This is a genomic window from Bradyrhizobium lablabi (assembly GCF_018131005.1).
Classification (GTDB): Bacteria; Pseudomonadota; Alphaproteobacteria; order Rhizobiales; family Xanthobacteraceae; genus Bradyrhizobium; species Bradyrhizobium lablabi_D.
This window is the reverse complement of sequence record NZ_JAFCJK010000017.1, coordinates 37,352-49,111: the sequence shown is the minus strand read 5'-3', so window position 1 is coordinate 49,111 and position 11,760 is coordinate 37,352. Positions and strand designations below refer to the sequence as shown.

15 protein-coding genes are annotated in these 11,760 nt (G+C 63.8%); 7 read left to right on the top strand and 8 right to left on the bottom strand.

Annotated elements, in window-relative coordinates:
- Positions 1-364 precede the first annotated feature (364 nt).
- Together JQ553_RS32150 and JQ553_RS32145 are read left to right on the top strand one after the other, a co-directional pair.
- On the top strand, positions 365-1,174 hold the full coding sequence (locus JQ553_RS32150; RefSeq protein ID WP_409363107.1) for a dienelactone hydrolase family protein: 810 nt from the start codon (positions 365-367) through the stop codon (positions 1,172-1,174).
- A 385-nt stretch (positions 1,175-1,559) separates the two neighbouring features.
- Positions 1,560-1,823: a hypothetical protein gene (locus JQ553_RS32145; protein ID WP_212504084.1), complete on the top strand. Its 264-nt coding sequence runs from the start codon at positions 1,560-1,562 to the stop codon at positions 1,821-1,823.
- A gap of 133 nt (positions 1,824-1,956) precedes the next feature.
- Here JQ553_RS32145 and JQ553_RS32140 read toward each other — a convergent pair whose 3' ends face one another.
- Both JQ553_RS32140 and JQ553_RS32135 read right to left on the bottom strand, forming a co-directional pair.
- Positions 1,957-2,565: a hypothetical protein gene (locus tag JQ553_RS32140; protein WP_212504083.1), complete on the bottom strand. Its 609-nt coding sequence runs from the start codon at positions 2,563-2,565 to the stop codon at positions 1,957-1,959.
- 177 nt (positions 2,566-2,742) lie between these two features.
- Positions 2,743-3,057: a hypothetical protein gene (locus tag JQ553_RS32135; RefSeq protein ID WP_212504121.1), complete on the bottom strand. Its 315-nt coding sequence runs from the start codon at positions 3,055-3,057 to the stop codon at positions 2,743-2,745.
- A gap of 71 nt (positions 3,058-3,128) precedes the next feature.
- On the opposite strand from JQ553_RS32135, the gene JQ553_RS32130 reads away from it, so the two are divergent.
- The gene (locus JQ553_RS32130) at positions 3,129-3,365 is read left to right on the top strand and encodes a hypothetical protein (protein ID WP_212504082.1); all 237 of its coding nucleotides are present in this window, start codon (positions 3,129-3,131) and stop codon (positions 3,363-3,365) included.
- A 7-nt stretch (positions 3,366-3,372) separates the two neighbouring features.
- Here JQ553_RS32130 and JQ553_RS32125 read toward each other — a convergent pair whose 3' ends face one another.
- Both JQ553_RS32125 and JQ553_RS32120 read right to left on the bottom strand, forming a co-directional pair.
- Entirely contained in the window at positions 3,373-3,903 is a 531-nt protein-coding gene (locus JQ553_RS32125; protein ID WP_212504081.1) for a gamma carbonic anhydrase family protein, read from the bottom strand.
- 75 nt (positions 3,904-3,978) lie between these two features.
- On the bottom strand, positions 3,979-4,308 hold the full coding sequence (locus JQ553_RS32120) for a DUF6949 family protein (protein WP_212504080.1): 330 nt from the start codon (positions 4,306-4,308) through the stop codon (positions 3,979-3,981).
- Between the two features lie 221 nt (positions 4,309-4,529).
- Between JQ553_RS32120 and JQ553_RS32115 the strand changes: the two genes are divergently transcribed.
- A complete protein-coding gene (locus tag JQ553_RS32115) occupies positions 4,530-5,240 on the top strand; it encodes a hypothetical protein (RefSeq protein ID WP_212504079.1) in 711 nt (236 codons plus the stop codon).
- Between the two features lie 112 nt (positions 5,241-5,352).
- On the opposite strand, the gene JQ553_RS32110 is transcribed toward JQ553_RS32115, so the two are convergent.
- Together JQ553_RS32110 and cysE are read right to left on the bottom strand one after the other, a co-directional pair.
- Positions 5,353-5,565, bottom strand: coding sequence for a DUF3126 family protein (locus tag JQ553_RS32110; protein WP_212504078.1), 213 nt, complete (start codon positions 5,563-5,565; stop codon positions 5,353-5,355).
- 129 nt (positions 5,566-5,694) lie between these two features.
- Positions 5,695-6,522, bottom strand: coding sequence for a serine O-acetyltransferase (cysE, locus tag JQ553_RS32105; RefSeq protein ID WP_212504077.1), 828 nt, complete (start codon positions 6,520-6,522; stop codon positions 5,695-5,697).
- 243 nt (positions 6,523-6,765) lie between these two features.
- On the opposite strand from cysE, the gene JQ553_RS32100 reads away from it, so the two are divergent.
- Positions 6,766-8,115 (top strand): hypothetical protein, encoded by a 1,350-nt coding sequence (locus JQ553_RS32100; protein WP_249144744.1) that lies wholly within the window; start codon positions 6,766-6,768, stop codon positions 8,113-8,115.
- Here the strand turns inward: JQ553_RS32100 and JQ553_RS32095 are convergent.
- Both JQ553_RS32095 and JQ553_RS32090 read right to left on the bottom strand, forming a co-directional pair.
- Positions 8,101-8,853 (bottom strand): alpha/beta fold hydrolase, encoded by a 753-nt coding sequence (locus tag JQ553_RS32095; protein ID WP_212504076.1) that lies wholly within the window; start codon positions 8,851-8,853, stop codon positions 8,101-8,103. The genes JQ553_RS32100 and JQ553_RS32095 overlap by 15 nt on opposite strands.
- Before the next feature lie 68 nt (positions 8,854-8,921).
- Entirely contained in the window at positions 8,922-10,055 is a 1,134-nt protein-coding gene (locus JQ553_RS32090; protein WP_212504075.1) for a hypothetical protein, read from the bottom strand.
- A 248-nt stretch (positions 10,056-10,303) separates the two neighbouring features.
- On the opposite strand from JQ553_RS32090, the gene JQ553_RS32085 reads away from it, so the two are divergent.
- Both JQ553_RS32085 and JQ553_RS32080 read left to right on the top strand, forming a co-directional pair.
- Entirely contained in the window at positions 10,304-10,549 is a 246-nt protein-coding gene (locus JQ553_RS32085; RefSeq protein ID WP_212504074.1) for a zinc-finger domain-containing protein, read from the top strand.
- 7 nt (positions 10,550-10,556) lie between these two features.
- Positions 10,557-11,759 (top strand): FAD-dependent monooxygenase, encoded by a 1,203-nt coding sequence (locus JQ553_RS32080; RefSeq protein ID WP_212504073.1) that lies wholly within the window; start codon positions 10,557-10,559, stop codon positions 11,757-11,759.
- The last annotated feature ends 1 nt before the right edge of the window (position 11,760 follow it).

Below are 11,760 nucleotides of genomic sequence, written 5' to 3'. Positions count from 1 at the left end.
AACTGGATCACATGTTGGGTTCCGAATCCGAGTCATGGTGCGCCACCGGATGGCGTGAGCCGATTTCAATATCCGGGGCTGGCAAGGTCGTTGACGGTATACTACGTCGACGGCCTTGTTTTTTTCTCGTTGCCTCTCAGGCTGGTGATTTGCCACGCGCCGCCTTTGCTTGCTGAATGCCCCTCCCCAAGGCACCCTTTCCCCGACGCGGTTCGCCACGCGAACCGGAATGCGCTTCGCTCGAAAACGCGGTGCCCAAGAAAAACGCTGTGCCCCAAGGAGGACGTTGATGAGTGCCCAACCAATTCTGACCCAGGATGTCGTCGGACTGACCAAGGCCGAGCCGGTCTCGCGCCGCGGTTTCATGACCGCATCGGCGGCGGCGGCCGCAGGCTATACGCTGGCTGCAGGCCCCGTGCGCGCCGACGTGATCAAGACCGACACGAACGGCCTCACCGTCGGCGACGTGAAGATCAAGGTCGCTGACGGCGAGATGCCCGGCTATTTCGCGCGGCCCGCCGGCGTCAACAACCCGCCGGTCGTGCTGGTCGCGATGGAGATCTTCGGTCTGCACGAATACGTCAAGGACGTGACGCGGCGGCTCGCCAAGCTCGGCGCCTTCGCGGTGGCGCCCGATTACTACTTCCGGAAAGGCGACCTCACCAAGATCACCGACATGCCGCAGGTGCTGGCGATCGTGAACGCCAAGCCGGACGCCGAGCTGTTGAGCGACCTCGACAGCACCGTGGCCTGGGCGAAATCGCAGGGCGGCGACACCTCTCGCCTCGGCATCATCGGCTTCTGCCGCGGCGGACGCACCGTGTGGGAATACGCCGCCCACAACGCCGCGCTGAAGGCGGGCGTCTCCTTTTACGGCCCGCCGGTCGATCCGCCCAACCCGGCGTGGCCGAAGAGCCCGACCCAGCTTGCGCCTGAAATGAAGGCACCGGTGCTCGGCCTCTATGGCGAGGCCGACACCGGCATCCCCGTCGCGACGGTGGAGACGCTCAAGGCCTCGCTCGCCGAGTACAAGAAGACCGCCGAGTTCAAGGTTTATCCCGGCGCACCGCACGGCTTCCACGCCGACTATCGTGCGAGCTATCGCAAGGAGGCGGCCGAGGATGCCTGGAATCGAATGCAGGCGTGGTTCAAGAAATACGGCGTGCTGAGCTAGCGCATGATCGATTCCGATTGAATCAGAACTGGAGCCCCAAGAGCGCGACAAGATGAATCATCGTCGCGCTCTATTTTTGTTTGAGCGTGATCTCCGCACAAACGCTATGCGCTTGTCGCGAGGGAGAACCGCTACACACATTTCCCGATTATCATCTTGGCGTGTCAAGCGAAGCGGTGGGTTTCGAGATTGAAATGCACTCGTTTCGTTAGGGGTAATATCTACCATGTGACCATTTTGCGTCGTTAGCTCGCAGGCTGGTGATTTGCCACGCACCGCCTTTGTTTGCTCAATGCGCCTCGCCTCGAGCCCTTTCCCCAACGCGTTACTCCACGCACCCCCGGAATGCTCGCTCGAAAACGCCGTGCGCCCCAGGAGGACATTGATGAGTGACGAACCCGTTCCGACCCCGGATGTTGTGGGATTGGCCAAGGCGGAGCCGGTCTCGTCCGCATCGGCCGCGGTGGGCGCAGGCCACACGCTGGCTGCAGGCCTCGTACGCACCGACGGAGTCAAGACCGACACGAACGGCCCCAAGGTCGGCGACGTGAAGATCAAGGTCGCCGACCAATACGGCGTGCTGCGCGATGACAACCCTGGGCCCTGGCCGTTGATTCCGTTTCCCGAAGGCTGGTACGCCGGCTCATAGAGCGGCCAAGCGCACAATCGGTTCTGATTCATTCAGAACCGAAGCTCCAAGTGCGCGATGAGATGAGGAACCGCAAAAACTTGAAGGGCGCGCAGCCTGATCGCTGCGCGCCCTTCTTCGAGCTACGCGAAGCTCAGTTGCAAACTTGCACACGTCGGATTTGCCGGCCATGCGCCGTGTGCACGCTCCGGCGGACGTAATAGCAACCGCCGCCGACAGCGCTGTCGTAGTACGCGCCATAGCCTCCGTACGGGCCATAGCCAGAATCGCCGTAATAGGCATCGCCGTAGCCGTAACCGTAGTCATCGTCATAGTAGCCGTAATACGGATAGCCCCAGCCGAGCCCATAGCCCAGTCCAACACCGACGGCGAGGGGGAAACCGTAGCGGCGATAGCCGCCGTGCCAGCCACGGCCGGCCCAACCGCGGCCGGCCCAGCCGCCGCCTATTGCCGCCGCGCGGAAACCCGGACCGGCGCCAATTGCCCCTGCGCGAAAACCGGGACCGCCTCGGAAGGCTCCGCCGCCAATACCGGCAGCACGGATGCCACCACCGCCAAAACCACCACCACGGAAGCCGCCACCGCCAAAGCCACCGCCACCATGGAAACCGCCGCCACCAAAGCCGCCGCCACCATGGAAACCGCCGCCGCCGCCAAAGCCGCCGCGGGCCGATGCGGCATCCACCGTAAGCAAGCCGACAGAGGCCGCCGCCACCAGGGCGAGCATCGTTTTACGCAACATTACTTCTCTCCTTTACCATGGACCGTGCGACCCGTGCCGCGTCCAAATATGCCACGGTAATGTAAGGTCACCTCTCCCGCTGTGCGCTGTATGTCGCACTCAACTCTGCGCGACCAGAGGCCAAGTGGTCGCCGGCGAGTCGGCGACGCAGCTCCGTGCCAAGGCGACGATCATGCTCTAACAACCGCGGCAGATACCCTTCAGCCGCCGGTCCACTGTCTTGTTTTCGTCCGCGATGGCCTGGTCGACGCTCGGCGTGTTCGCCGTGCCGGTCGTGACGCCCTCACCGGCGTTCAGTCTGTTTCCGGAGGACAGCGCGGTGCCGGCGCTGTTGGTGCCGGGTGGCGGCGACGTGAGTTGCGGTGACGACGCAGTGCCGCCTGACGAGGGACTGGCGGAGGACGAGGAGCCGCCGGTGCCTTGGGCGCTGGCGGCCGGCGCCAACAGAATCGCGATTGTCGCGAACGCGACGGCGACGGATAATTTGCGCATCGGAATTCTCCTTTGCGGAATTCAACGATCCCGCAAGCGGCTGGTTCCGCCGGACAGAGGAGGCATGCGGCTTGCGCAAGCTGATCGAGTTTGACGACGACACGTTTGACAAGTTGAAGCAGCTTGGACGGGACCGGATGGCCTCGCTTCAGGAATTGGCCGACGAGGCCTTCGCCGACCTGCTCAAGAAGCATGGCATTCCGATCGATCTCAAGGATGCATTGCGAAAGAGCGCGAGGCTGCAGGGTGCAGCGAAGCAAGACAGCCCCGCGCCGAAGCGCGCGCGCAAGCGGGGCCGGAAGAGTTGATGACCCTTCAGCCGATCTTCTTCAGCCCGGCTTTGTATTGCGGTCCCCTGATGGCATAGGACCTGGCCGGCATTGCCATCATCTCGATCTTCGCGGCTTCCAGCGTGCGGATCGCACGCGCGGGCGCACCGATGATCAGCGAATACTCCGGAAACTCCTTGCCCTCGGTGATGACAGAACCGGCACCGACGACGCTACCGCGCCTGATACGCGCGTCGTTCATCACGATTGATCCCATCCCGATCAAAACACCATCTTCAAGCGTGCAGCCGTGCACGATCGCGTTGTGGCCGATGGTGACGTTCTTGCCGATGGTCAGCGGAAAACCCGGGTCGACGTGAAGCGTCGAATTGTCCTGAACGTTGGAGCCTTCGCCGAGTTCGATCCAGTCATTGTCGCCTCGCAGCACTGCGCCGAACCAGATGCTGGCGGACTGTAGCAGGCGAACCTTGCCGATCACGACAGCGGTATCGGCGATGAAGTAGTTGCCATCAGCGGGAAGTTCGGGCGCTTGACCGTCGAGCTCGTAAATCGCCATGGATGTCTCCTTGTGACAGAGACCTTGGCACGGCGGGTATCGCCGTTTCAAGCGAGGCGGATCGCGATCTGAAGTTCAGGCGAGCAGACCTGCGGCGCGCAGGGTCATCACGAAGAAGGTCCCGGACATCAGGCTCCAGAAGCCCGCGATGATCGTCGCCATCATCACGAACTCGAAACGGCGCCGCTCGATGCGGGCGCCGCGCAATGTGTTGCGCATGATGATGAACGGCGCTGCGAAAACCAGGAATGGAACCGCTGCGAAAGTCTTCGGCGCCACGCCCTCCTGCAGCAATCCGAAGCCCGCCGGCCGCTCCGCCATCGCCTGGTAGCCGTGGGCGAGCGCGCCCGCGAGGGCAAAGCCGATGCAAAGCGAGAACAGGGAATTCAGGGCATCAGGCGACATCGGAACTTCCGCTACGCAACAACCAGACCCTGCTTTCGCAAAATCGGTGGCCGTCCGCCACATGATCCTTAAGAAAGGGTTAATTGCCCCGCCCGGCCGGCGCGCTGGCGCATGGGTCGACCCGGAGCGATTCTTGTTGAAATCATACGGGGATCGGCCAGCGCATGGCATATTCGGAAGATGATTCGGCTTGTCCCGACCTGATCCGAAGCCCCTCATCCATGACGCTCCTTTCGACGGCCCAGCATCTTGCCCGCGACACGCGCCGCAATCCTCGCGCCCATCTGGTTCCGATATCGGTCGCCGGCGTCATGACCGCGGGCGCGATTGCGTTCGTCGCCTATCTCTTGTGGCCGACCTATGCGACCGTTCCTTCAAGCGACCCCTCGCGGCTGCCGGTCAGCGTCGGCGGCACACTGTTCAACGTGCCGACCTCGGCGGTGCGCATGAAGATCCAGCGCCACTCCGGGCCGCAGGAGCGCGTCGACCTCAGCTTCCTCTATCCTTCGCTGGAGGCGCCAGCGGCGCCGAAGCACTATAGTGCCGATACGATCGACGAGAGGGTGCAGCCGATCGACAGAATATTCGTGTCGATCGCGGCCCATCGCGATTCCCTTGCGCCCGACATGCGGATGCGCACCATCTATCCTCGCTACCTCGAGCAAGCCTCGAAAGTCGACGACGGGCTGACGACGCGCGCGTTTCGCGACGGGTCGCCCTATGGCGGCGAGGATCTGTTCACGGCGATCGAGCCCGCGTTGATAGCGCGCTGCACGCGCGACGCCATCACGCCCGGCATGTGCCTGAGCGAGCGGCGGATCGAAGGCGCCGATCTGACGTTCCGCTTTCCGCGAAGCTGGCTCGTGCAGTGGCGCGACCTCGCCACCGCGATGGATCGCCTCGCAGCGCAAATGCACAGCGCAAAGGGATAGCGCGAAAGTTTCCAGATCGATTTAGCGCGCCCATGACAGCGGACGCATGGCGATGGTGGCACGGCACTGATGCGCCCATGCCGACCCCTACGGTGTTCTGCCGAGCAGAATCCTACTCGCCCAGATCCTCTTCCAGGATCGCCATCTGGAATTGGAACGAGCGATCATCGTCCTCGTCATCGACGAACAGCACGCCGATGAATTCCTCGCCAATATAGACCTCGGCCGAGTCGTCCTTCTTCGGCCGCGGCACCACGCGGATTTTAGGATTGCCGAATACACGCTTGAGATAGGCGTCGAGTTTCCTGACTTCCTGAACGTCCACGGCAGTCTCCAATCGGGTCGATGATTTTCCGGGGGGTTTTAGGACGAGACGACGCGGATCGCCAGAGCCTTTCAGGCTCCGGCAATCCGATTCTGCGCAAGTTTGTTGCTTGCGTGAAGGGCCGTTAGATCAAAGCCCGAGCGCGTTGAGCATCTGGTCCATGGTGCGCGACGGCTCGGCGCAGCCCGCCTCGCCGACAATCTTGGCCGGCACGCCCGCAACCGTGACGTTATGCGGCACCGGCTTGACCACCACCGAACCCGCGGCGATGCGTGCGCAATGGCCGACTTCGATATTGCCGAGAATCTTCGCGCCCGCTCCGATCATCACGCCACGGCGGATTTTCGGATGGCGGTCCTCGTTCTCCTTGCCGGTGCCGCCGAGCGTGACGTCGTGCAGGATCGAGACGTCGTCCTCGATGACGGCGGTCTCGCCGCAGACGAAGCCGGTGGCGTGATCGAGGAAGATGCCGCGGCCAATCCTGGCCGCCGGATTGATGTCAGTCTGGAACACCGCCGACGAACGACTCTGCAGGTAATAGGCAAAATCCTTGCGGCCCTTATGGTAGAGCCAGTGCGCCAGACGGTGGGTCTGAAGCGCGTGGAAGCCCTTGAAATAGAGCAAGGGGTCGATGAAGCGCGAGGTCGCGGGGTCGCGGTCATAGACGGCGACGAGATCGGCGCGGAAGGCGTTGCCGATATCGGGCTCATCGCGCAGCGCTTCGTCATAGGTCTGGCGGATCAGATCGCCCGACAACGCCGAATGGTCGAGGCGCGCGGCAATGCGATGCACCACGGAGTCTTCCAGCCGATCGTGGTGCAGGACCGTCGCATAGATGAAGGATGCCAGCTCGGGCTCGCGCCGAACGATATCTTCGGCCTCGCCGCGCACGCGATCCCAGATCGGATCGAGCGCCGCGAGCTTGCCTCCCTGCGGATTGACGTGATGAACTGCCATCGCCTGTTCTCGCAAAATCAATTGTTCGTTTGTGCGTTATAGCACGGCGGATCAATCGCGTCGCGGGAGGGGCTCGGCGAAATAGACCATAGCCGAATGCCTGCCCTGCGGACGTCCCAAGCAGGTGGTCGGAATTTTGCCGAAATCAAGCGGGATCCCTGCAACTATTGGCGGATTTCGTCCCGGCCGTGGTTTTGGGCATGGTCGGCCCAAAACTGGGGGCACGTCATCAATACGCAAATCTTGCGCGCGCGGCTGACCGATTCTCGGTCAGTTTGGATCGCAGCTGTCGCCCTACCCCTCCTCCTGCTCGCGCCCGCCCTGTGGAACGGCTATCCGCTGCTCCAATGGGATACCGGCGGCTACCTGGCGCGCTGGTATGAAGGGTATCTGGCGCCGAGCCGTTCAACGGTATTCGGCATTTATCTGCATGCCGGAGAGAATTCGAGCTTCTGGCTCAATCTCGGCATCCAGGCGCTCGCGACACTGTGGATCCTGCAATTGACCCTCCACGTGCTCGGTCTGGCGCGGCCGGTCCGGCTGGTCGCGATTGGCCTTGCGCTGATCCTCACGACCGCGCTGCCCTGGCTTGCCAGCATGCTACTGACCGACATCTTTGCCGGCCTGTCCGTGCTCGCGCTGTATGTACTCGTCCTGCATGGCGACAAGACTTCGCCGCTCGAAAAATGCGCGCTGTTCGCCTTCGTTGCGTTTGCAGCCGCCTCGCACAGCGCGACGCTCGCAGTGCTGCTCGGCCTTTGCTGCGTCGGGTGGATCGTCCGCCCTTTCCTGCGCCTGATGATCCCAGCCAAGGGCCTCGCACTCGGCAGCCTGACCATCGTCGCCGGCGCCATGATGCTGCTGACAGCCAACTTTGCGTTGTCGGGCCAGCTCGCCTGGACGCCCGGCGGCTACGGCGTCGCCTTTGGCCGCATGCTGCAGGATGGCTTCGTCACGCGATATCTGCACGATCATTGCGCGCAACAAAAGCTGAAACTCTGCCCCTATCGCGACGAGCTGCCAGCGACCGCCGATGAATTCCTGTGGGGCAAGAGCATGTTCAACACGCTCGGCCGCTTCAAGGGCCTGAACGACGAAATGGGCTTCATCGTGCTGCAGTCGCTGGCCGAGTATCCGGCACAACAGGCCGAGGCGGCGCTTGCCGCAACCGCCCAGCAACTCGCACTTGTCGCGACCGGCGAAGGAACCACTGGCTGGATTCCCCACACCTACGGCATCATCGCGCGCTATGTCCCCTCGGAGCTGAGGCCCATGCGCGCGGCACATCAGCAGAATTGGGAACTCAATTTCACCGCGGTCAACCGCATCCACGTCCCCGTCGCGTTGGCCTCGATATTGGTGGTCGCGATCCTGTTCGGGCGCGGCCTGTGGCGGCGTCGCCTCGACGACATCACGCTGCTCGCCGGGACCGTCACCCTCGCTTTCCTTGGAAATGCTTTCGTCTGCGGAGTGATTTCCGGCCCGCATGACCGCTACGGCGCGCGCATGGCCTGGGTCGCGACCTTCGCGATGCTGATCGCGGCCGCAAGAGCCTTTGCCAGAATCGGCGCGGACGATCTACTTCCGCTGTGACAGGAAGTTGGCGACGCCCGTCTTGTAGACCTTGTCGCCAACGGCGCGCATGTGATCGCGGTTCGGGATGTCGAGCACTTCCGACCCAGGAATGATCTCGCCCAGCGCCGATGCTGACCCTGCAATCTCGTCCTTGCCGCCGACCGCGATCAACACCGGTACGCCGATTTGACTTGCCTCCTCGCGCGTCATCAGGCGCCGCGAACCGCGCAGGCAGGCGGCGAGCGCACGGCGATCGGAGCGGGTCTGGTCGGCGAAAGCGCGGAAGGTGCGCCCGACCGGGTCTGTGACATCCGCGAGCGACGGCGCCTCCAGCGCGGTCGCCACATTCTCGCCGGGACCGCCGCCCTTGATCAGCCCGATGCCGATGCCGCCGAGGATCGCCGAGCGCAGCCGCTCCGGCGCCTTCCGCGCCAGGATCGCCGTCATCCGCGAGCCCAGCGAATAGCCCATGATGTCGGCGCTCGAGATCCTAAGATGATCCATCAGAGCGATGACATCGCTTGCCATGATCTCGATATCGTATTGCGCGGGATCGTAGAGCTTGCCGGATTCGCCGTGGCCGCGATTGTCGAGCGCAATGACGCGCCGGCCCGCCTTGGTCAGTTCCGACACCCAGGTCGGATAGACCCAGTTGACGTTCTTGGTCGAGGCAAAGCCGTGCACGAGCACGATCGGCTCACCCTCGCCTTCGTCGAGATAGGCAATTTCAACGTCGCCGTGGTGAAAACTCGGCATCAGCTCTTCCATTGCTGTTGAGGGATTTGAATTGGCGATCGAATGATCACAGGCTTGGCCTTGCAATGCTAGCCTTGGGCGATGGCGCCCGCCAGTGCCGCCTCCGACGCCTTCTTGCGTTTCAGCCGTCGCGCCTTGCTGTGCCTGAGCCACGCCATGGTCGCGCGCTCAGCGGCCGCCTTGATCGACGACAGGAAGCCGAACAGCGCAACCATCGCGCCGAACAGCCACATCGCCAGGTCGAACACGCCTGTCGCAAGCAAGAGCGCGCCGCGGCCGAGGATTTTGAGGATCGCACGGGTCTGGCCGCCCTTTGACTCCGCGATCCGCGCAGCGCGCGCGATCTCCTTTGGATTCTCCGCCGCCTTCAGCGTATCCCGCGCAGCGCGAACGCCGGCCGCCTCGCCGATACGCCCGACGTCCTTGGCGACACGAACCAGGCCGCCGGCTTTCTCGGCACGGAACGCGGCCCGGATCGCGCTCGCGGTCTCCGTCGGCCGAAACACCGAGCCTGACGCAACGGCCTCGCGCAGCACTGGACCGTCGACGACCTCGCGTGTCGAGCGCCCGGCCCATTCGACCAGCCCCTCGCTCAGCCGTCCGGCTTTCCGCGTATCCTTGACCAGCGTCAATCCGGCGCGCAACGGCGTCGCGCCACCGACCGACACATAGGCCGCCGCAGTCACCGCGAGCCCTGCAGCCGCCAGCCCGAGCACCAGGTGATCGGTGTCCTCGCCCATTGCGAGGTGCTTGCCCTCGCGCACCACGTCGCGAATGTCACCGAATACAAAGAGATCGCCGGCGACCGTGCCCGACAGGCTTGCCGCATCGTCGGCATTGCCGGTCACGAGCCCGGTGGCAAAGCGCTTGGCGAAGTGCGTGGTGGAATTTTGCTCGGCGACGGCGTCGCTGACGCGCTTGGTAAGATCGTCACCAAGTATCATGTCTTTCCCGCGTGCAAGTTCCACGAAGCTTGCTGCAAGGTCGGCATCTCCGGAAGCCAGGGCGGCCTCGATATTGTCGGCAATCAACGTTGGGTTGTTCCGAAGCGCGGAACCGATCCTGATATCGGCAAGCGCCGCGGGATCGTCCCGCGCTGCGAGCACGACAGCGGCGTCGCGGGCATGCGGCCACACGGCTGCGCCTATGGCAATGCTTGCCACCACGGCGACTACCGCATAGCTGAGCCGCAGCCGGTTCATTGCGCGAGAAACCTCCAGTTTAATTCGCCTTCGAAATAGTGTGCCGTTTTTGCGACACAACGGCTCCGACCAAAGAAGGGCTTCTCTCCGACGACAAGATTGTGTCGAATTTGCATGGGCACATCAGCGGTAGTGGGGGGTCGGGGCCACTTGGAATCAACTGTTCCCACCACTATGGTGCGCGGCAATTCGTGATGCCGCAATGCTGTTGATTGCGTCTGTGCGTCGTTGCCATCCAAGGTGAAGCTATGTCCGACCACGTCGTCCCGCACTTCCACAACGACGCCGGAGTCTCGGTGATCGAGATCGGCTCGCAGGAGTTCATGTGCGTGGGCGCCAACCCGCCCTTCGACCACCCGCACGTATTTCTCGACCTTGGCAACGACAACGAGATCATCTGCCCCTATTGCTCGACGCTCTACCGCTTCGCGCCCGACCTTGGCGCCGGCGAGGCCCGGCCCCCCGAATGCGTCCTGAAGGATCGAGTCGCCTGACCGCTCCGTGGCGCTGACGCGAACCGTCATCGTTGCGGGCGCTGGAATCGGAGGACTGACCGCATCGCTGGCGCTCGCCGCGCAGGGCTTTCGCGTTGTTGTACTGGAGAAGGCCGAGCGGCTCGAGGAGGCCGGCGCGGGCATCCAGCTCTCCCCCAATGCCAGCCGGATCTTGATCGAACTCGGACTGAAAGAGCGCATCGCGCCGCGCGCGGTGACACCCCAATCCATCAACATCATAAGTGTGCGGGCCGGCGGCGAGATCGCGCGCCTGCCGCTCGGCGAGGCCGCCTCCTTTCGCGCCGGCGCGCCCTACTGGGTGATCCATCGCGCCGACCTGCAGGCGGCGCTGCAGGCCGCGGTCAACGACCATCCTGATATCGAGCTTCGCCTCGGCTGCCAGTTCGAGGACGTCGCGAAGCACGCCAAGGGGCTGACGGTGGCACAGCGACGCGGCAACACGCGGCAACAGGAATTGGCCGTGGCGTTGATCGGTGCCGACGGCATCTGGTCGTCGGTGCGCGGGCACCTGTTTCCCAATCTGCAACCGCAATTCTCGGGCCTGATCGCCTGGCGCGGCACGCTGGAAGCGACCGCCTTGTCTCGAGAGCACACCGCGCCGCGCGTGCAGCTTTGGATGGGGCCAAGCGCGCATCTCGTGGCCTACCCGATCTCGGCGGGGCGACAGATCAACGTCGTCGCCATCGTGCCTGGCACCTGGAACCGGCCGGGCTGGAGCGCGCCCGGCGACACCAACGAGATCAAGGATGCGTTCACCACCACACGATGGCCCGCGACGGCGCGCACGCTGATCGGCGCGGTCGACGGCTGGCGCAAATGGGCGCTGTTCACCCTGCCCGATATCAGCAACTGGAACGAAGATTCGGTTGCACTGCTCGGCGATGCCGCGCACGCGATGCTGCCGTTCGCAGCACAGGGCGCCGGCATGGCGATCGAAGACGCGGCCGTGCTCGCAAAGGTGCTGAGCGACAGCACCGGCGAAAACATCTCCGGCATACCTGCGGCGCTGACGCGTTACGCGCGGATGCGGCGGGCGCGTGTGCTGAATGTACGACGCCTGGCGCAGCGACAGGGCCGCATCTATCACCTGACGGGTCCCGCCGCGATCGCGCGTGACTTCGCCATCCGCGCGATCGGGCCCGAACGCATGCTGGCGCGGCAGGACTGGATCTACGACTGGCGGGTGTGAG